Origin of the sequence: Paracoccus sp. (in: a-proteobacteria) (assembly GCF_030538755.1) — a bacterium.
GTDB lineage: Bacteria > Pseudomonadota > Alphaproteobacteria > Rhodobacterales > Rhodobacteraceae > Paracoccus.
In genome coordinates this window covers 75807-94037 of the sequence record NZ_JAUNTJ010000012.1, presented here as the reverse complement: position 1 = coordinate 94037, position 18231 = coordinate 75807, and the positions used below count along the sequence as shown (strand labels likewise).

Below are 18231 nucleotides of genomic sequence, written 5' to 3'. Positions count from 1 at the left end.
GCCTGCACCCTTAGCAGGGGTGTGCCTTCGACCACTCGGCCACCACTCCGCCGACCCGTCTAGCGATCACGCGCGGCGGAGGCAAGAGGGGTTTGCGTCAGGATTGCGGTTCCGGGGCGCGAAAGGCGGCTGTGGCAAAACGGCAACCACGCAGTGGTGTAGCGCGACGGGCTGGAAACCTTTGGCCAGAGGAATAGTTATCCGCTCACTGACGTAACAAGATCAACTGGAGATCGTCATGAACAAGATCATCGCCCTTGCCACTGGTTCGCTTCTGGCTTCGGCCGTCGCAGCTGTTGCGGGCGGTTACACCGCCCCGGTCGTCGAAGCTGCCCCCGTGGTGGTCGCGCCGGTCGTTGCCCCGGTCACGGACTGGACGGGCTTCTATCTGGGCGGCCAGGTCGGCAAGTTTGACCCCAAGCTGGAAACCAGCCTAGGCAACACCGACTTCAGCTCGAATACCTATGGCCTGCATGCCGGCTATCTGCATGATTTCGGCCGCTTTGTCGGCGGTGCCGAACTGGCCTATGACAAGGTCAGCAGCTTTGAAGCCGATGGCGCCAATGTTGACACCGATGGCCGGATGCTCAGCGCGAAATTGCTGGCCGGTTACAATGCGGGCCGCTTTTTGCCCTATCTGACGGTCGGTTATAACGACCTGAAAATCGACGGCATCAACGGTGCGGCCGATCAGGATGGCGACGGCTATTTCTATGGTCTGGGTGCCAAATTCAAAGCCACGGAAAACGTGCTGGTCGGGGCCGAGGTTCTGCGCCGCGAATTCAGCGACTTTAACGACGTGGACGGGAATGACCTGAAAGGCACCAGCCTTGGTCTGAACGTGTCGTATCAGTTCTGATCCGGCCACCAGCCAAACGGAAAGGGGCGCATCACGCGCCCCTTTTCTATGCGGTTCAGATAATCACCAAATCGCCGCTCAGGTCGGATATATTTCCGACCCCGCGCAGCAACAGCGTATCGCCGCCACCGAAATCAAACCGGATATCCGGCCCGGTATCCTTGGCAAAGCGGCTGATAACCTGTGCCGGAGTCAATTTCCCTGTCCACAGATTATCGTCGATCAGCAGCCGGTCATTTCCATTGCCAAAATCGGTGATAATATCCGCGCCGTAACCCTTGGCAAAAACAAAGCTGTCGGCCCCCTGCCCGCCCGTCATGGTGTCGCGCCCGGCCCCGCCGATCAGCCGGTCATTGCCCGCTCCTCCAATCAGCACATCGTTCCCGGCACCGCCGTTCAGCGTATCGTGGCCCGCACCGCCCAGCAGACGGTCGTTGCCGCCCTCGCCCCGCAGCAGGTCATTACCGCCATTGCCCTCTAACGTGTCACTGCCGCTGCCGCCAAACAGGCGGTCGTTGCCGGTGCCGCCCAGCAGGCGATCATTTCCGGCACCCCCTTCCAGCGTGTCATCGCCCGATCCCCCCAGCAGCCGGTCGTTACCATCACCGCCGCGCAGCAGATCGTTGCCGGTGCCGCCGTCCAGAGTATCACGCCCGGCACCGCCCAACAGCGTATCGCGCCCCGAGCCGCCATAGATCACATCGTTGCCGTTGCCCCCGGCCAGATAGTCGTGGCCGCCCGCGCCGTGCATGATGTCATTGCCGTTCTTGCCGAACATCCGGTCGCCCTGCCCGGTGCCCAGCATCATGTCGCGCCCGGCCCCGCCGTTCAGCGGCGTGCCCGTCTTGGCCTCAAGAATGCGCGGAAAGGCATCGGTGCCGTCACCGATCACCTTAAGCCAGACGTCCTCCTCAAGGGTCGGCCCCCAACCCCACGTCACCATAAGCGGACCAGAGGGCAGGCGCTGAACCTTAAGCGAAGACATGCTCTCATAGGTGTCATTCAGCAGATTTATCGGGCCGCCGATCTGGTTTCCGGTGCTATCGAAAATGCGGGCGTGAAGGGTGTAATAACTTGTCGCAACGCCCATTTCCGTTGTTTTATGGGTGTATACGGGGGAAATTATGGTCCAAAATCCACCGCCAAGGCTCACCATCTCATTCATGAATGAGGTCGCCTTATTTGTTTCTTCGCGCAGCTTGATAAGCGATCCGATGGGACTGCCAGAACCGTTCAGCATCCGCAGGTAATGCGTCGCTTTTCCAGTGTCCTGATTATCGGTCCACCATGTTGCTGCGAAATTGCCGTTTGTCATTCGCAACACATCGGGATGGCTTGCCCGTATATCGTCAAACATTTTACTCGGAGGCTCGCCAAGTTCAACCACCCGACTAATCGGCTTGCCTGAATTATTGAAAAACTGACTGAAAACACCATAGGCATATACATGACTTGATTCGGGATATTGCTCGCGCCACGTCAGCAAATAACCGTTACTCGCGGCAGTCACTTCTGCCGCTGGCGTTGTCGTGTTTCGGGCTATCGAAGCCAGCCCAGTATCAACATCGGTCAAAAGTGTTTTGGTGGATAACCGCGCTCCGCTGGAACTGAACCGATAGGCCAAAACGTCCCAATCCGTGCTGACGGGCGAATTTGCGGTCAACACGATAACAGAGCCGTCCGACAGAGTCTTCAAATCTTGAATGTGCGATTCATCTCGGAGGCTGCCACCGTCCAGAGCATAAGCCGGATTCAACTGGATGTCGCCGGTCTTTGGCGCGCCATTCAGATCAAAAAATCTGATGTAGCTGTCAAATAACGTATCGTGATAATTATTCTTATCCGGCCCGTCGCTTTCCCATGCGACAGCAAAGCCATCTTTCGTCGCAACGACATGGGCGCTAAACTGCCGTCCAATATGCTGGACATAGGGCACGCCACTGCTTACTACGTTAAAATCACGATCCAAAACGATAATTCCGATACCGGTGTGCGGCGGCTCGGGGTCTATGCTGTTATCCTGCCAAAGCAAAACCATTCCGCCATTCGGCAAAATGGCGATGTCGCTTATTTCCTGATCTAGATAACCGCCGATAAAACGCGATTCCGCACCCATTGCACACCCCCACGCGAATCAACCCTGCCCAGACTATCCGCGCGATTAACTTTTGATGCAATGCCAGAAATTCCTATGCCGCGCGCGGTGGCGGCCCCCTGCCCGGTCAGCCGCTGAACAGGAAATGCAGCACGTCGCCGTCTTTGACCTCGTAGGTCTTGCCTTCGACACGCAGCTTGCCCGCCTCGCGCGCGCCGGATTCGCCTTTTCCGGCGATATAATCATCGAAACCAATGGTTTCCGCGCGGATAAAACCCTTTTCGAAATCGCCGTGAATGACGCCCGCCGCCTGAGGGGCCAGCGTGCCCTTGCGGATCGTCCAGGCGCGCGCCTCTTTCGGGCCGACGGTGAAATAGGTTTGCAGGCCCAGCAGATCGTAACCGGCGCGGATCAGGCGATCCAGACCGGCTTCCTCCAGCCCCATTTCGCCAAGGAACATCTCGGCTTCTTCGGCCTCTAGCTGGCTGATTTCTTCTTCAATTCGGGCCGAGATCACCACATGGCCCGCGCCCTGCGCCCTGGCCATTTCGGCGACCTTGTTCGACCAGTCGTTGCCGGCCGCAGCCTCGGATTCGGCGACGTTGCAGACATACAGCACCGGCTTGGCCGTCAGCAGTTGCAGCATCCCCCAGGCCTTTGCGTCATCGGCGGCCACCGCCACGCTGCGCGCCGGTTGCCCGGCCTCAAGCGCGGCCAGAGCCTGTTTCAGCAGCCGTTCCTGATCCACGGCCTCTTTGTCGCCGCCCTTCAGCTTGCGTTGCAGGTTGGCCAGACGCCGCTCGATGGATTCCATGTCGGCGATCATCAGTTCGGTTTCGATCACCTCGGCATCGGCAATCGGATCGACGCGCCCTTCGACATGAGTAATGTCGCCGTCTTCAAAGCAGCGCAGGACATGGGCGATGGCGTCCACCTCGCGGATATTGGCAAGGAACTGGTTGCCCAGCCCCTCGCCCTTGGAGGCACCTTTCACCAGACCGGCGATGTCCACAAAGGTGATCCGAGTCGGGATGATCTGTTTCGACCCGGCGATCCCGGCCAGCGCGTCCAGACGGCGGTCGGGCACGGCCACCTCGCCCACGTTCGGTTCGATGGTGCAAAAGGGAAAGTTGGCGGCCTGCGCGGCGGCGGTGCGCGTCAGCGCGTTGAACAGGGTGGACTTGCCGACGTTCGGCAGCCCGACGATGCCCATGCGAAAACCCATGATCGGCGTCCTTTGTGCGATTTTTGCGGCTTGTAGGGCGCAGAGGCGGGCAAGTCCAGACCGGCGCGCCAATCGAAAAAGGCCCGCACCGGGCGGGCCTTTGCCACGATGATCTGCGGATCAGGCCGCGCGCTGACGGCGGATCGCGCCGACAGCACCCAGACCAGCCAGCAACAGTAGCCCGCTGGCAGGCAGCGGAACCGGCGCGGGGGTCGGCGGGGTGATAACCACATCGCCGATGGTCGCACCGGCAAATGCCATCGCGCTGGCAAAAATCTGATCGTTCCAGTTGGTCACGCCGAATTCCAGCCGATATTCACCGGGGTTCTGAATGGTATAGCTGGACTGCACCCAGCCGGTATAACCGCAGCCGTTGTCAAAACAAGCGCCACTATTACTACCCAATGCGTCCCACACCGGACCGCCCGGCGTAATCGTAACGGTGGCAGGACTCAGCGTTGCTTCAGGATCGGGCATCGAAAAACCCGGAACGCTGGACCCGCCCGGCGTGGTGCGTGCGGTGAACAGCAGCGCAACCTGGTCGCCGACCGAATTCAGCAATCGTGCCCAGCCATAATCGGCATAACCCGCACCATCAGACGTGACGTAGTTAAAGAAAAAGTTCAGCATATCCCCGGCATTCGAGCTGAAAAGCCCCGTCGCAACGGTTGATCCGTTCATCGGCAACCCTGACCCGCCGACACCTGGCAATGCCCCGACGCCCGCAGGGGCATCCCACGTCGAAACATAGTAATAGCCCGGCCCCTGCTGCGGCGGGGCCGTAACAACGCCCTGCGGATTCATGTAACCGGCATTACCATTCACAATCCAGTCGGACGGCAGAGTTGCAGCTTGCGCAGAAAATGCGCCGCAGCCAGCAACAATAGCGCCCAATACAGTTTTCTTAATATCCACGTCTGTTCCCTCTCGTTACCCGACCCCAAAGGTCACGCGGTCTTTACCTTGCGTCATGCAGATATGTCTAGGATAAATTTTTAGATAATTTGTTTGGATCAACCTGAATATGGTAAAAATATCCACAAATCACTTTATGGCTGTTCCCACCCCCCGAAACACCCCGGACGACACGCTTGCACCTCGCGCGGGGATGGGCGATGGATGGCAACCACGCCCGGAGACAAGCATGACCCGCATCGACCAGTGTTTTTCCCGCCTTCGCGAACAGGGACGCAAGGCTTTCGTGTCTTACATCATGGCATCCGACCCCGATGCCGAAACCTCGTTCCAGATCATGCGCGGGCTGCCTGCGGCGGGGGTGGACATCATCGAACTGGGGATGCCCTTCACCGATCCCATGGCCGACGGGCCGACGATTCAGGCCGCGGGTCAGCGCGCACTGGCCGCCGGTGGCAGCGTCAGCCAGACGCTGGACATCCTGCGCCGCTTTCGCGCCGAGGACAGTGAAACCCCGGTGGTGCTGATGGGCTATTACAACCCGATCTATGCCCGCACCGGCGGCGTATCCCGCTTTCTGGCCGAGGCGGCCGAGGCCGGCGTGGACGGGCTGATCGTCGTCGATCTGCCGCCCGAGGAAGACGCCGAGCTGTGCATCCCCGCGCGCGAGGCCGGGATCAACTTTATCCGTCTGGCCACCCCGACCACCGATGACCGCCGCCTGCCTGCGGTGGTCAGGAACACTTCGGGCTTTGTCTATTACGTCAGCGTCACCGGCATCACCGGCGGCCCCGCCGCCAACGCCGCCGAGGTCGCCCCCGAGGTCGCGCGCATCAGCGCCGCATCGGGCCTGCCGGTCGTCGTGGGCTTTGGCATCTCGACCCCTGAATCCGCGCAGGCCGTGGCCAGCGTGGCCGATGGCTGCGTGGTCGGCAGCGCCATCGTGAAACAGATCGGCGATGGCAAATCGGTGGAACAGGTGCTGGGTTTTGTCCGCGATCTGGCGGCCGGGGCGCATCGGGGCTGACCGGAATGCGCCGTCTGGATCACATCGTTATCGGCTGCGAAAACCTTGCCGAGGGCGCAGCGTTGCTGGAACGCATTCTGGGCCGCCCCATGGATGACGGCGGGCGGCACCCGATGATGGGCACCCATAACCGCCTGCTGCATCTGGGCGGGATGGAGTATCTGCAACTGATCGCCGTCGATCCTGCCGCCCCGCCGCCCGGACGGATGCGCTGGTATGGGCTGGATCACTTCAAAGGCCCGCCGCGCACTCTGGGATGGGTCGCCCGCGATGAACATTTCGTCGCTCCGCGCGGCTCGTCCGTGATTGAGATGTCGCGCGGCACGCTCAACTGGCAGTTTACCATGCCGGTGAACGGGCAGATGCCGGGGCATGGCACGCAGCCGCTGCTGATCCGCTGGTCCGGTGGCGCGCACCCATGCCAGATGCTGCCCGACCACGGTTTCCGCCTGCTGCGCTTGCAGATGACCACGCCCGAGCCGCAGCCGCTGAGCCGTATCAGCGACCCGCGCATCACCCTTGGCTTTGGCCAGACGGAACTGCGCATCCTTTTGCAGCGCCCCGACCAGTCGATGGTCTGGCTTTAGGCAGGGGCCGACCGTGATAATCCGCCCCGCCCGCGCCGATGATGCCCCCGGCATCGGCGCGATCTGGAACCCCATCATCCGCGACACCGCCATCAGCTTTTGGCCGTCGCAGCGCAGCGATGCCGAGATTGCCGATTACATCGCCTCTCGCCACGCCGACGGGCGCGGCTCTTTCGTGGCCGAGCATGATGGTAACCTTGCTGGATCATGCCCGCGCCGATGGCGGGCGGGTCATGATTGCCGCGATCACCGGATCAAACGCCACCTCGGTGGCGTTTCACGCGCGGATCGGCTTTGCCGAATGGGGCCGTATTCCGGCAGCGGGGTGGAAATTCGGCGAATATCACGATCTGATCCTGATGGGGCTGGATCTTGACGCATCCCCGCCGAAATGACGCGGCGGTGATGGCGCGCCCGCTGGTGCCGCGCCCGTGATGCCGGTAACATCGGCGCATGGATGATGCCGCGCCCAGACAGCTTGCCCCCGAACTGCCGCGCCCGCGCAGCTTTTGGCAGCGTATCGCCGACCGCCTTGCGGCGTTTGTCGGCGCGCGGCGGGCGGCGACTCCGCCGGAAAAATCGGTGGCCTTCACAATTGCGGTGATCGCGCTTGGGGCCAAGCTGGCCAAGGCCGATGGTGCCGTCGCCCGGTCCGAGGTGGCGGCCTTTCGCCGCGTCTTTGTCATCCCCCGCACCGAGGAAAAGAACGCCGCCCGCGTCTTTGATCTGGCGCGGCAGGACGTGGCGGGCTTTGACGCATGGGCACGGCGGATCGCGGCCATGTTCCCGCAGGGCGATCCGGTTCTGGTCGATGTGGTCGAGGGGCTGTTCATCATTGCCGTGGCCGATGGTCATCTGCACCGCGCCGAAATCGACTTCATCGACGAGGTGGCGGCCATCTTTGGTCTGGCGCCCGCGCAGGTTGTGGCGCTGCGCCTGCGGCATGATCCCGAATCGGGCTGTCTCCCATGCGAGATTTTGGGCGTATCCCCCGACACCCCGCTGGACGAGGCCCGGCGTCGCTGGCGGCAGTTGATCTTTGAATCGCACCCCGACCGGGCCATCGCACGCGGCCTGCCGCCGCAGGCGATCCGTCTGGCCGAGGCGCGCACCCGGCGGTTGAATCAGGCGTGGGATTCCTTCCGCGCCATGCAGACGCGGCGGCAAGCCTGATTCGCGACATTTCGCCATCGCCACCGCTTGCCGCTTGATCGTTGCGGCGGCTGTCCCCATGTTCGGATCATGGCACAGCGCAGCATCATCATTGCCACCCTTGCCGCCGCTCTTGTCGTCGGTGGCTGGGCCTTGGCGCAATCGCAGCCCGATCCCGAACCGATCCCGCTGCCGCCCCTGACCGCGCCGCCAGCCGCACCGCCCCCGGTGGCGCAGCCGGAAACGCCGGATCAGGGCATCGACCTGATCGAGCGTGGCGCCGGTATCCTGCTGCGCGGCCTGCTGAACGAGGTCGCGCCGCAGATGGACGCCATGTCGCGGGATATGGCCGATGCTTTGGCGCTGATGGGTCCGGCGCTGTCCGATCTGTCGGTGCTGGTCGATGACATCGGCAATTACCAAACGCCCGAGCGTCTGGAAAACGGCGACATCATCATCCGGCGCAAGCCCGGCGCACCGCCCGCCCCGCCCGTGGGCGAGGGGTTGCGCCAGTTCACCCAGCCCGACGGCCCGGCCCTGCCTGCGCCAGTGCAGCCCGACCTGCCGCTGAACCCGGATCAGACCCCGTTAGAGCTGTGACCGCAGACGGCACAATCCACGCGCCGTTCAGCCGCAATCGTGCGGTTTTCGCCGTATAGCCCGTCAAACAGCACCATTCGCCCGCGCAGCCCCTGCCCGGCACCGGTCAGATGCTTGATCGTCTCCAGCGCCATCATGCTGCCGATGACGCCCGGCAGCGCGCCGACCACGCCCGCTTGGGCGCAGGGGGGCGCAAGGCCGGGGGCGGGGGCATTGGGGAACAGGCAGGTAAGGCACGGCCCGCCACGCGCGGGATCATACAGCGTGACCTGCCCTTCCCATTGCGCAATCGCCCCGGCAATCAGCGGCACGCCCGCGCTGACGCAGGCCCGGTTCACCACCTGCCGCGAGGCAAAGCTGTCGGTGCCATCCAGCACCAGATCATGCTGCGCAATCAGGTCGAGATCAGCCTCGGTGATCCGGCGGGTCAGGGGCGTGACCTGAATATGCGGGTTCAGCGCCAGCATGGCCGCCGCCGCCGTGGTGGCTTTGAGGCGGCGGGTGTCGGCATCGCGAAAGATCACCTGCCGTTGCAGGTTCGACAGGCTGACCGCATCATCATCGGCGACCGTGATGCGGCCCACCCCGGCGGCGGCCAGATACAGGCAGACCGGCGCACCCAGCCCGCCGGCCCCCACGACCAGCACCCGCGCCTGCCGCAGCCGCATCTGCCCCGGCCCGCCGATTTCCCGCAGCACCAGATGGCGGGCATAGCGGTCCAGCTCGGCATCGGTCAGGCCATCGCGCGCGGGTTGGCCGGGCGGCGCAGGCGCGGCGCGGCGCAGCCGGGCCAGCAGTGCGCGATACCCCAGCAACAACGCTGCCACGCCGCCGCCCACCAGCCAGACGGGCAGATTGCCGCCAACCGCCCGCGCAGCCCCGCTGCCGGGCGCGCTCAGATGCAGCAAGACCACGCCGCACCACAGCAAAAACGCCATCGCCCCGACGATACGCCCCGGCAGGCGCAGCCCCCAGGCCAACCCCGCCAGCACCAGCGCGATCAGCAGCACCAGCATCAGCCGCGCCCTGTCGAGCCAAAGCCGCCCTGCCCCCGGTCGCTGTCCTCCAGCGTCGGGACCAGTTCGAACCGTGCCTGTGGCGCGGGGGCGACGATCAGTTGGGCGATCCTTTCCCCATGGGCAATCACCTGCGGCTGGCTGTCATGGTTTATCATCAGCACCCCCAAGGGGCCGCGATAATCACTGTCGATGGTGCCGGGCGTGTTCAGCAGGCTCAGCCCCGATTTCAGCGCCAGCCCGGATCGGGGGCGGATCTGGATTTCCCAGCCCTCGGGGATCTGCACCCGCAACCCGGTCGGGATGATCCGCCTTTCGCCCGGTGCCAGCGTAACGGCCCCGCCGCCCAGATCGGCCCGCACATCGGCCCCCGCAGCGCCCGCCGTTTCATAAGACGGCAGCGGCAGCGACGGATCGGCCCCCGCATCGCGCATCACCCTGACAACCGGCTGTTCCATCGCCTTCCCCCATGAAAAAAGCCGCGCAGATGCTGCGCGGCCTGTTCGTCGTGGTCGGACCGCCCTTATCGGGGGGCGATCATCATCACCATCTGCCGGCCTTCCAGCTTGGGCATCGATTCGACCTTGCCCGCTTCGCCGACATCATCCTTGACGCGGTTCAGCAGTTCCAGCCCCAGATCCTGGTGGGCCATCTCGCGCCCGCGAAAGCGCAGCGTGACCTTGACCTTGTCACCTTCGTCCAGAAACTTCATGACCGAGCGCATCTTGACATCGTAGTCATGGGTATCGGTGCCGGGGCGGAACTTGATCTCTTTGATTTCGATCACTTTCTGCTTTTTCCGGGCTTCGGCTTCGCGTTTTTGTTGTTCGTATTTGAACTTGCCGAGGTCCATCACCTTGCAGACCGGCGGGGTCGCGTTCGGCGAGATTTCGACCAGATCAAGCCCGGCCTCTTCGGCCATCCGCAGCCCGACCGAAGGGGGCACGACGCCCACATTCTCACCATCGGGGCCGATCAGGCGGATTTCTGCGACGCGGATTCTTTCATTGACGCGGGGTCCGGTGTCGCGGGTGGGCGGCGCGTTGTGCGGTCTGCGGGCTATGGCTTAATTCCTTCGGTGGTTTGTATGAAGTGGCGTAAAAATAAGGACTCTGCGGCGGCGATTCAACCAGATTTGATGGCGCTGCGACGATTGGGGGCCAGGACGGGCGCGGCTTTGGCTTTTGCCGTGCCTGCGGCTGTGCGATATAGGCGCGCAACCTGTTGAAAGGATGACCCATGCGCCGGCTGCTTTTGCCTCTCTTGATCCTTGCATTGCTGATTGGCGGCGGCTGGTGGTGGTGGGCGGCGAACGCGCCCCGCCCCGCGCCGGTTCAGGCGACCAGCGAATCTGCACCCGACACCCCAGCGGGCGAGGCTGCATCGACCGCAGGGCAAGCCGCCAGCGAAGCTCAGGCCGCCGCCGACACCCCTGCGGCCAGCCCGGCCGATGCGGCTGACGCCGCAGCGGATGCCGCAGCCATCGCCGCCGATGCCGCAGCCGAGGCCAGCCGCGCCGCGACCGAAGCCGCCGTTCCCGCCGCAGGCGACGCCGCCGCCGAGGCCGAGGCCGCCGCCGAACAGGCGCTGGATGCCGCCGCCCGCGCCGCCGATGCAGCCGCCCGCGCGCCCGACGATTCTGCGGCACCTGCGCAGGCCAGCGATGCCGCCTCGCAGGCCGCCGCGGCCACCGAACGTGCCGCCGACGCCGCAGCAACCGCCGCGCAGATCGAACAGGTGCTGACCCCCGAAGGCTTTGATCTGGCGCAGGTGACAGCGATCATCGACGCTGCGGACATTGCCGCGCCGCAAAAGGAAACGCTGAAACGTCTGGTCAGCAGCGCGCAGTCGAACCCTGACCTGCTGCGTTCGGCGCTGGAACAGGTCAAGGCGGTCATGCAGTGATGACCCCGGCCCCGCGCCTGACCGACTGGCTGTCCAGAAACCCCGCGCCCTTGCAGCGCGGCCCGCTGGCGCTGATCCTGTGCGAAGATCGTGTGCTGATCGCCGAAACGCTGCGCCATCATCTTGATCTGGGCTTTCGTCACGTGCTGGCCCTGTCGCCCGAAACCCCCGACATCCCCGACGACATGGCCGCGCGCGTCACCTGCCTGACATGGGACGCCCGCGCGCCCGGTTCGCACGCAGGCGCGGTGAATGCGGTGAACGACGCGGTTCCGGCGGGAACGTGGCTGTATTACGGCTTTAACGCCGAATTCCTGTTCTATCCGTTCAGCGAAAGCCGCTCGGTCGTCGAGCTGCTGGCCTTTCACACCGAGGAACGGCGGGATGCGATGCTGATCTGCACCGTCGATCTGTATAACCCCGACGCGGCGCAGACCGGCGCCGCCGTCAATCCCGACCGGGCGCAGTTCGACGGGCGCGGCTATTTTTCCCTTGGCCGTCCGGCCCCGGACGGCAGCTATGACGACCGCAATATCGACATATTCGGCGGCCCCCGCTGGCGGCACGAGGAACATATCCCGCCCGCCAGCCGCCCGCTGAACCGCCCGGCGCTGTTTCGCAGCGCGCCGGGGCTGCGGCTGGGGGTGGATCACCGCTTTAACCTGCCCGAATATAACAGCCTGTCCTGCCCGTGGCACCACAACCTGACCGGCGCGGTCGCCTCGTTCCGGCTGGCCAAGGGGCTGATGGCCAACCCTGGCACGCGCGAGGTGGCGCGGCACCTGACCGGCCCGGCCTCGGTCGATTTTCAGTGGACATCCCGGCAATTGCTGGACCTCGGCCTGATGGAGCCGGGCCAGTGGTTCTGACCCGGCCCCCGGCCAGATCGGCCTGATTGCCTGCCGCGTTCTTCCCGCCGTCATACTGACCGCGCAGGGCGGGCGCTGATGCCCTTGCGTGGCGCGCGCTGCGGGTGCTAGACCGTTTCGCGGTATTTCAACATTCCGGGCTGGGTGGCCCGGCACGACAAAAGCGCAGCCTGACCGGCGCGCAGGGGGGAAACGGCCGGATGGCATTGGACAAGACCAGCTTTGACAAAGACGATCTTCTGGCCTGCGCGCGCGGCGAACTGTTCGGGCCGGGCAATGCGCAACTGCCCGAGCCGCCGATGCTGATGATGGACCGCATCACCGAAATTTCCGAGGATGGCGGCACCCATGGCAAGGGTCATGTGGTCGCCGAATTCGACATCACCCCCGATCTGTGGTTCTTTGACTGCCACTTCCCCGGCAACCCGATCATGCCGGGCTGCCTTGGCCTTGACGGGCTGTGGCAACTGACCGGCTTTAACCTTGGCTGGCGCGGCTGGCAGGGGCGCGGTTATGCGCTTGGCGTGGGCGAGGTCAAGCTGACCGGCATGGTCCGCCCCGACCGCAAGCTGCTGCGTTATCACGTCGATTTCACCAAAGCCGTGCAGACCCGCCGCCTGACCATGGGCGTGGCCGATGGCCGCGTCGAGGCGGATGGCGAACTGATCTATCAGGTCAAAGATATGAAGGTCGCACTGTCGGAAAGCTAACTCAGGAGGTGGCTCATGCGCCGCGTCGTCATTACCGGGCTGGGGATCGTCTCGCCCATCGGCAACAATGCCAGCCAAGTCACCGACAGCCTGCGGGACGGGAAATCGGGGATCGTCGCGGCACCGGAATATGCCGAAAAAGGCTTTCGCAGCCAGATCCACGGAATGCCGCAGATCGTGCTGGAGGATCACATAGACAAGCGCAACCTGCGCTTTATGGGACCGGGCGCGGCCTATAACTTTATCGCCATGGAACAGGCGATCAAGGACAGCGGGCTGGACGAAAGCGATGTGTCCAACCCGCGCACCGGGCTGGTCATGGGGTCGGGCGGGCCGTCCACCTCGAACTTTTTCGACGCGCATCAGATCGTGATCGAAAAAGGTTCGCCCAAACGCATGGGGCCGTTCATGGTGACGCGCTGCATGTCGTCCACCAACAGCGCCTGTCTGGCAACGCCGTTCAGGATCAAGGGCGTGAACTATTCCATCACCTCGGCCTGTTCGACCTCGGCGCATTGCATCGGCAATGGCACCGAACTGATCCAGATGGGCAAGCAGGACATCGTATTCGCCGGCGGCGGCGAGGAACTGGACTGGACCCTATCCTGCCTGTTCGACGCGATGGGGGCCATGTCGTCGAAATACAACGACACGCCCGAAACCGCATCCCGCCCCTATGACGCCAGCCGCGACGGCTTTGTGATCGCAGGCGGCGGCGGCGTGGTGGTGCTGGAGGAACTGTCGCACGCCCTTGCCCGCGGCGCGAAAATCTATGCCGAAGTCACCGGCTATGGCGCGACCAGCGACGGTTACGACATGGTGGCCCCCAGTGGCGAGGGCGGTGAACGCGCAATGCGGCTGGCCATGTCCACCCTGCCCGAAGGTCGCGCGATCAGCTATATCAACGCGCATGGCACCTCGACCCCGGTGGGCGACATCGGCGAGGTGAAAGCCATCCGCAACATCTTTGGCGAGGGCAACACGCCGCCGATCTCGTCCACCAAATCGCTGACCGGCCACAGCCTTGGCGCTACCGGCGTGCACGAGGCGATCTATTCGCTGCTGATGATGCAGAACGGCTTTATCGCTGCATCCGCCAATGTCGGCGAACTGGACCCTGAACTGAAACCACAGGAAATTGCCACCAGCCGCGTCGATAACGTCGATTTCGATTCGATCATGTCGAACAGCTTTGGCTTTGGCGGCACCAATGCGTCGCTGGTGATGTCGAAATACCGGGATTGATGGAATGACGGGTTTGCTGAACGGAAAACGCGGGCTGGTGATGGGCGTGGCCAACGAACGCTCGATCGCGTGGGGCATTGCCAGTGCAATGGCCGCGCAGGGCGCCGAACTGGCGTTTTCCTATCAGGGCGAGGGCTTCGGCAAGCGGGTCGAGCCGCTGGCCGCCTCGGTCGGGTCGGATTTCCTGCTGGATGTCGATGTCACCGACGATGCCTCGCTGGATGCGGCATTCGCGGCCATCAACGACCGCTGGGGCCGGCTGGATTTCCTGATCCACGCCATCGCGTTCAGCAACAAGGACGAACTGACCGGGCGGTTCATGAACACCAGCCGGGCGAATTTCAAGCACAGCCTTGAAATTTCATGCTATTCGCTGATCGAGGTGGCGCGCCGCGCGCATCCGCTGATGGCCGCCGGGTCGTCGATCATCACCCTGACCTATGGCGGGTCGAACCGGGTCACGCCGTTCTATAACGTCATGGGCGTGGCCAAGGCGGCGCTGGAATCGACCGTGCGCTATCTGGCCAACGACCTTGGCCCCGATGGCATCCGCGTGAACGCGATCAGCCCCGGCCCGATGAAAACGCTGGCCGGAGCGGCCATTGGCGGCGCGCGCAAGACCTTTCGCCATACCGAGGCAAACGCCCCCCTGCGCGCCAACGCTACGCTGGAATCGATTGGCGGCACCGCCGTCTGGCTGACCAGCGATTGGGGTGCCAGCACAACCGGAGAGATTGTTGCCGTCGATGGCGGCTATCATGTTCTTGGTATGCCCCAGTCCGAGAATTTATAAACTGAACTGACTATACCATTTCATCCACCAAACCAATCCGCTAAAGTGAGTCGCGTCGGGCAGTCATAACGACCTAAATCGTGGGCCGCCTTGGCATTCACTCGCATTTGCACTCGGCAAAGCCGTTCTTGCGGCAGCGTGCTATATGGTTCCGGGGGTCGAGAGGTATTTATGACGCTGTATTTCCACGCTAATGACGGCACCCGTCTGGCCTATTCCGATCAGGGCCAGGGCCTGCCGATCCTGTGCCTTGCCGGGCTGACCCGCACCATGGCCGATTTCGATTGGGTCGCCCCGCATCTGGCCGATTGCCGCATGATCCGTATGGATTATCGCGGCCGGGGCCAATCGCAGTGGACCGGCGCCGACAGTTATAACGTCCCGCGCGAGGCGCAGGATGCGTTTCAACTGATGGATCACCTTGGGGTTGAAAAAGCCGCGATCCTTGGCACGTCGCGCGGCGGGATGGTGGGCATCGTCATGGCCGCGATGAACAAGGCGCGGCTGCTGGGCATCTGCCTGAACGATGTCGGCCCGGAACTGAACCGGCTGGGGCTGGACCGGATCATCGACTATGTTGGCCGCAATCCCTCGGCCAAAAGCTATGAGTCGATGGCAAACCGCATGTCGCGCGCGATTCCCGGCTTTCGCAACGTGCCCGAAGGCCGCTGGCTGGGCGATGCGCATCGCCACTATCAGATGACCCCCGAAGGGATGAAGATCAACTATGACCCGGAACTGCGCGATGCCTTTATCGCCGGGTTTGCGGGCGAAAGCCCCAGCCTGTGGCCGCTGTTCGATCTGTGCGACGGGCTGCCGATGGCCTTGATCCGGGGCGCGAACTCTGACCTGTTGTCGGTTGAAAGCGTTGATAAAATGCGCAACCGCCGCCCTGACATGCTGTTCACTCAGGTTCCTGATCGCGCCCATGTCCCATGGCTGGACGAACCCGAGGCGGTGGCCGTGATCCGGGAATGGGTCGGGCAGATGCAGCAGGGCTGATACCGGCCAAAGCCGCAGCAAAACGGGGCCGCAGCAGGCGCGGCCCCGGCCACTCAGCCCCAGACCGCCTGAAACTCACGCCATTCGCGCACGCTCATGCCGCTGCCTTCCTGCGTCACCGTCTCGCCTGCCAGGCGGCGGCGCAGCACGGCCACGGCCTGCGCCGACAGGCTGACCGCATCCATCCGGTAATCACGGAACGCGCCAAAGGCATAGGGCACCCAATCCGCCACGATCTTGCACATTGCATCGGCATAGGCCCGGATTTCATACTGCGCATGAGCATCCGCCCGCAACCGCAGGAAATGCAACAGGTTTTGCAGATCGACCTTCCAATACCATTGCGTATAGATATTCGCCGGCAGGTTCATCCGCGCCAGTTCGCGCGCCAGCCCCTGCTGCCCGTCCTGTGACAGCATGGATTCGTAATGGTCATAGGACCGCATCGCATCCTGACGCAGCAGGTCCAGCACGCGCGCGGCCTCGTCGCCCTGCAACACCTCGCCCCGGCCCTGATTGTTCTGAGTCGATTGCGCGGCCAGATGTTCGGGCGCGGGAATATAAAACTCTCTGTCCAGAATCGAATAGCGCGCAGAATATTCGTTCACATTCGCGGTGCGGTGGCGAATCCATTGCCGCGCCACGAACACCGGCAGCTTGACGTGGAATTTCACCTCGCACATCTCGAACGGGGTCGAGTGCCAGTGCCGCATCAGGTAACGGATCAGCCCCTCGTCATTCTGAACCGACTTGGTGCCCCGGCCATAGCTGACGCGCGCCGCCTGAACGATGGCCGCGTCATCGCCCATATAGTCGATGACCCGCACGAAACCATGATCCAGCACCGGATGCGCGGTGAACAGATGCTCCTCCATCCCCGATGAGACAACGCGCCGGGTCGGGCGGGTTTCAGCCCGCTGCGCATCGATTTCCTGCTGTTGTTCCGGCGTCAGCGGCATGATCTGTTCCTTTTTATGGCAACCACCTTCTGCCATCCGGCCCCCGGCTGTTCAACCATTTGCGCGCATGCCGGGCTTGTGTCACATTTACGTTAGGGCAACTCGGGCCATCCCGAACCTGCCCCGCCAGACGGACTTGCAGGGCGGTCGCCGCCCTGTCCGCTCAAGCAATTTATCTGCTTTGACAGGCACTCTGTGGAAGGGACATTCAACATGTGGAACAATCAATTGAACCGTCAGGTCGTGATCTGGACGACACTGGTCGGTGGCTTCATCAGTTCTTTGGTCAAATGGGGGTCCGAAGTGAACATGCCGCCCCGGATGCCGGGCGAGATTTCCCCGCCCGGCGCACATATCGACGCATGGTTGGGGTGGCTTGGGGTCAACTCTCACTCGCTTGATTACGTCTATCAGGGGGTGACGGTGCCCGGCGCGGTGACGCTGTATCACTGGCTGTTCAGCTTTGCCTTTGCCTTCGTCTATGTCGTCGGCTCGGCCTATTGGCCCACAATCCGGCTGTGGTATGGCGCGCTTTACGGCATCATCATCACCGTGGTGATGCACGGGCTGCTGATCCCGCTGCTGGGTTTTCGCAACCCCGCCTATGCCGAGGGCAAAACCGGCTGGCTGTGGAACCTGAACGGCTTTGAACTGTGGAGCGAGTTTCTGGGCCACATTTACTGGTCGGTCTCGATCGAGGTCTGTATGATCGCCGTGCTGGCTGTGCTGGCGCGCCCGATCAAGGGCGATGAATGGGTGGTGCGCCACCCCTGATCTGACGCCCGGACCGCCGCGCATCACCGCCAGCCGGTCGCGCGGCGGCCCTTTGAGCAAGGAAACGCAATGGATATCCGCTATTTACACAGCATGGTCCGGGTCAAGGATCTGGACGCGACCATGGAATTCTTTCGCCTTCTGGGGCTAGAAGAAACCCGCCGGACCGACAATGAACAGGGCCGGTTCACGCTGGTATTCATGGCACCGCCCGGCCAGCTGGAATGCCCGGTCGAGCTGACCTATAACTGGGACGGCGACGACGGCCTGCCCTCGGACAGCCGCCATTTTGGCCATCTGGCCTATCGCGTCGGCAATATCTACGAGATGTGTCAGCGGCTGATGGATGCCGGGGTGACGATCAACCGGCCGCCGCGCGACGGCCACATGGCCTTTGTGCGCAGCCCCGACAACATCAGCATCGAACTGCTGCAACAGGGCGACGCCCTGCCCCCGCAGGAACCCTGGGCCAGCATGGAAAACACCGGCCACTGGTAA

General features: G+C 63.3%; 21 protein-coding genes. 14 read left to right on the top strand and 7 right to left on the bottom strand.

Annotation, left to right across the window (positions count from 1 at the left end):
* Positions 1 to 238: 238 nt before the first annotated feature.
* Entirely contained in the window at positions 239 to 859 is a 621-nt protein-coding gene (locus Q4G14_RS09305; protein WP_303361463.1) for an outer membrane protein, read from the top strand.
* Between the two features lie 55 nt (positions 860 to 914).
* On the opposite strand, the gene Q4G14_RS09300 is transcribed toward Q4G14_RS09305, so the two are convergent.
* From Q4G14_RS09300 to Q4G14_RS09290, 3 genes are all read right to left on the bottom strand, one after another.
* Positions 915 to 2975 carry a calcium-binding protein gene (locus Q4G14_RS09300; protein ID WP_303361462.1) on the bottom strand — a complete coding sequence of 687 codons (2061 nt, stop codon included), beginning with the start codon at positions 2973 to 2975 and terminating at the stop codon, positions 915 to 917.
* Between the two features lie 106 nt (positions 2976 to 3081).
* Entirely contained in the window at positions 3082 to 4179 is a 1098-nt protein-coding gene (gene ychF, locus Q4G14_RS09295) for a redox-regulated ATPase YchF (protein ID WP_303361461.1), read from the bottom strand.
* A 120-nt stretch (positions 4180 to 4299) separates the two neighbouring features.
* The gene (locus tag Q4G14_RS09290) at positions 4300 to 5004 is read right to left on the bottom strand and encodes an NF038132 family protein (protein ID WP_303361460.1); all 705 of its coding nucleotides are present in this window, start codon (positions 5002 to 5004) and stop codon (positions 4300 to 4302) included.
* A gap of 319 nt (positions 5005 to 5323) precedes the next feature.
* On the opposite strand from Q4G14_RS09290, the gene trpA reads away from it, so the two are divergent.
* The 5 genes from trpA (at position 5324) to Q4G14_RS09265 (ending at position 8460) form a co-directional block, all read left to right on the top strand.
* Positions 5324 to 6121: a tryptophan synthase subunit alpha gene (gene trpA / locus Q4G14_RS09285; protein ID WP_303361459.1), complete on the top strand. Its 798-nt coding sequence runs from the start codon at positions 5324 to 5326 to the stop codon at positions 6119 to 6121.
* A 5-nt stretch (positions 6122 to 6126) separates the two neighbouring features.
* On the top strand, positions 6127 to 6708 hold the full coding sequence (locus tag Q4G14_RS09280) for a VOC family protein (RefSeq protein WP_303361458.1): 582 nt from the start codon (positions 6127 to 6129) through the stop codon (positions 6706 to 6708).
* A gap of 185 nt (positions 6709 to 6893) precedes the next feature.
* On the top strand, positions 6894 to 7103 hold the full coding sequence (locus tag Q4G14_RS09275; RefSeq protein ID WP_303361457.1) for a GNAT family N-acetyltransferase: 210 nt from the start codon (positions 6894 to 6896) through the stop codon (positions 7101 to 7103).
* 58 nt (positions 7104 to 7161) lie between these two features.
* On the top strand, positions 7162 to 7881 hold the full coding sequence (locus Q4G14_RS09270) for a molecular chaperone DjiA (protein WP_303361456.1): 720 nt from the start codon (positions 7162 to 7164) through the stop codon (positions 7879 to 7881).
* A 69-nt stretch (positions 7882 to 7950) separates the two neighbouring features.
* Positions 7951 to 8460, top strand: coding sequence for a hypothetical protein (locus Q4G14_RS09265; RefSeq protein ID WP_303361455.1), 510 nt, complete (start codon positions 7951 to 7953; stop codon positions 8458 to 8460).
* On the opposite strand, the gene Q4G14_RS09260 is transcribed toward Q4G14_RS09265, so the two are convergent.
* The 3 genes from Q4G14_RS09260 to infC all read right to left on the bottom strand — a co-directional run bounded on the left by Q4G14_RS09260 (position 8439) and on the right by infC (position 10539).
* Positions 8439 to 9476: a HesA/MoeB/ThiF family protein gene (locus Q4G14_RS09260; RefSeq protein WP_303361454.1), complete on the bottom strand. Its 1038-nt coding sequence runs from the start codon at positions 9474 to 9476 to the stop codon at positions 8439 to 8441. The two genes, Q4G14_RS09265 and Q4G14_RS09260, sit on opposite strands and share 22 nt — an antisense overlap.
* Complete coding sequence (dut, locus tag Q4G14_RS09255; protein ID WP_303361453.1) at positions 9476 to 9934, bottom strand: dUTP diphosphatase; 459 nt, start codon at positions 9932 to 9934, stop codon at positions 9476 to 9478. Before dut ends, Q4G14_RS09260 begins: the two co-directional genes overlap by 1 nt.
* Before the next feature lie 65 nt (positions 9935 to 9999).
* Complete coding sequence (infC, locus tag Q4G14_RS09250; RefSeq protein WP_368661347.1) at positions 10000 to 10539, bottom strand: translation initiation factor IF-3; 540 nt, start codon at positions 10537 to 10539, stop codon at positions 10000 to 10002.
* Between the two features lie 176 nt (positions 10540 to 10715).
* Between infC and Q4G14_RS09245 the strand changes: the two genes are divergently transcribed.
* From Q4G14_RS09245 to Q4G14_RS09220, 6 genes are all read left to right on the top strand, one after another.
* On the top strand, positions 10716 to 11381 hold the full coding sequence (locus tag Q4G14_RS09245) for a hypothetical protein (protein WP_303361452.1): 666 nt from the start codon (positions 10716 to 10718) through the stop codon (positions 11379 to 11381).
* Positions 11381 to 12250, top strand: a complete 870-nt coding sequence (locus Q4G14_RS09240; RefSeq protein WP_303361451.1) for a glycosyltransferase family 2 protein — start codon at positions 11381 to 11383, stop codon at positions 12248 to 12250. The genes Q4G14_RS09245 and Q4G14_RS09240 overlap by 1 nt, the downstream gene beginning before the upstream one ends.
* 200 nt (positions 12251 to 12450) lie before the next feature.
* Entirely contained in the window at positions 12451 to 12960 is a 510-nt protein-coding gene (gene fabA, locus Q4G14_RS09235; RefSeq protein ID WP_303361450.1) for a bifunctional 3-hydroxydecanoyl-ACP dehydratase/trans-2-decenoyl-ACP isomerase, read from the top strand.
* A 15-nt stretch (positions 12961 to 12975) separates the two neighbouring features.
* Positions 12976 to 14205, top strand: coding sequence for a beta-ketoacyl-ACP synthase I (fabB, locus tag Q4G14_RS09230; protein WP_303361449.1), 1230 nt, complete (start codon positions 12976 to 12978; stop codon positions 14203 to 14205).
* A gap of 4 nt (positions 14206 to 14209) precedes the next feature.
* Positions 14210 to 14998 carry an enoyl-ACP reductase gene (locus tag Q4G14_RS09225; protein ID WP_303361448.1) on the top strand — a complete coding sequence of 263 codons (789 nt, stop codon included), beginning with the start codon at positions 14210 to 14212 and terminating at the stop codon, positions 14996 to 14998.
* A gap of 171 nt (positions 14999 to 15169) precedes the next feature.
* The gene (locus Q4G14_RS09220) at positions 15170 to 16000 is read left to right on the top strand and encodes an alpha/beta fold hydrolase (protein WP_303361447.1); all 831 of its coding nucleotides are present in this window, start codon (positions 15170 to 15172) and stop codon (positions 15998 to 16000) included.
* Positions 16001 to 16053: 53 nt separating this feature from the next.
* Here Q4G14_RS09220 and thyX read toward each other — a convergent pair whose 3' ends face one another.
* The gene (gene thyX, locus Q4G14_RS09215) at positions 16054 to 16959 is read right to left on the bottom strand and encodes an FAD-dependent thymidylate synthase (RefSeq protein WP_303361446.1); all 906 of its coding nucleotides are present in this window, start codon (positions 16957 to 16959) and stop codon (positions 16054 to 16056) included.
* Positions 16960 to 17172: 213 nt separating this feature from the next.
* On the opposite strand from thyX, the gene Q4G14_RS09210 reads away from it, so the two are divergent.
* Together Q4G14_RS09210 and Q4G14_RS09205 are read left to right on the top strand one after the other, a co-directional pair.
* The gene (locus tag Q4G14_RS09210; RefSeq protein ID WP_303361445.1) at positions 17173 to 17733 is read left to right on the top strand and encodes a DUF1440 domain-containing protein; all 561 of its coding nucleotides are present in this window, start codon (positions 17173 to 17175) and stop codon (positions 17731 to 17733) included.
* Positions 17734 to 17802: 69 nt separating this feature from the next.
* A complete protein-coding gene (locus Q4G14_RS09205) occupies positions 17803 to 18231 on the top strand; it encodes a VOC family protein (RefSeq protein ID WP_303361444.1) in 429 nt (142 codons plus the stop codon).

Bases quoted from the DNA above. Each gene is read 5' to 3' on its own strand.
- Q4G14_RS09275 (WP_303361457.1), top strand. From the start codon at position 6,894: ATGATGGTAACCTTGCTGGATCATGCCCGCGCCGATGGCGGGCGGGTC.
- Q4G14_RS09300 (WP_303361462.1), bottom strand. From the start codon at position 2,975: ATGGGTGCGGAATCGCGTTTTATCGGCGGTTATCTAGATCAGGAAATA.
- dut (WP_303361453.1), bottom strand. From the start codon at position 9,934: ATGGAACAGCCGGTTGTCAGGGTGATGCGCGATGCGGGGGCCGATCCG.
- Q4G14_RS09260 (WP_303361454.1), bottom strand. From the start codon at position 9,476: ATGCTGGTGCTGCTGATCGCGCTGGTGCTGGCGGGGTTGGCCTGGGGG.
- fabA (WP_303361450.1), top strand. From the start codon at position 12,451: ATGGCATTGGACAAGACCAGCTTTGACAAAGACGATCTTCTGGCCTGC.
- fabB (WP_303361449.1), top strand. From the start codon at position 12,976: ATGCGCCGCGTCGTCATTACCGGGCTGGGGATCGTCTCGCCCATCGGC.
- Q4G14_RS09270 (WP_303361456.1), top strand. From the start codon at position 7,162: ATGGATGATGCCGCGCCCAGACAGCTTGCCCCCGAACTGCCGCGCCCG.
- Q4G14_RS09210 (WP_303361445.1), top strand. From the start codon at position 17,173: ATGTGGAACAATCAATTGAACCGTCAGGTCGTGATCTGGACGACACTG.
- Q4G14_RS09240 (WP_303361451.1), top strand. From the start codon at position 11,381: ATGACCCCGGCCCCGCGCCTGACCGACTGGCTGTCCAGAAACCCCGCG.
- Q4G14_RS09225 (WP_303361448.1), top strand. From the start codon at position 14,210: ATGACGGGTTTGCTGAACGGAAAACGCGGGCTGGTGATGGGCGTGGCC.
- thyX (WP_303361446.1), bottom strand. From the start codon at position 16,959: ATGCCGCTGACGCCGGAACAACAGCAGGAAATCGATGCGCAGCGGGCT.
- Q4G14_RS09245 (WP_303361452.1), top strand. From the start codon at position 10,716: ATGCGCCGGCTGCTTTTGCCTCTCTTGATCCTTGCATTGCTGATTGGC.
- trpA (WP_303361459.1), top strand. From the start codon at position 5,324: ATGACCCGCATCGACCAGTGTTTTTCCCGCCTTCGCGAACAGGGACGC.
- Q4G14_RS09265 (WP_303361455.1), top strand. From the start codon at position 7,951: ATGGCACAGCGCAGCATCATCATTGCCACCCTTGCCGCCGCTCTTGTC.
- Q4G14_RS09305 (WP_303361463.1), top strand. From the start codon at position 239: ATGAACAAGATCATCGCCCTTGCCACTGGTTCGCTTCTGGCTTCGGCC.
- Q4G14_RS09205 (WP_303361444.1), top strand. From the start codon at position 17,803: ATGGATATCCGCTATTTACACAGCATGGTCCGGGTCAAGGATCTGGAC.
- ychF (WP_303361461.1), bottom strand. From the start codon at position 4,179: ATGGGTTTTCGCATGGGCATCGTCGGGCTGCCGAACGTCGGCAAGTCC.
- Q4G14_RS09280 (WP_303361458.1), top strand. From the start codon at position 6,127: ATGCGCCGTCTGGATCACATCGTTATCGGCTGCGAAAACCTTGCCGAG.
- Q4G14_RS09220 (WP_303361447.1), top strand. From the start codon at position 15,170: ATGACGCTGTATTTCCACGCTAATGACGGCACCCGTCTGGCCTATTCC.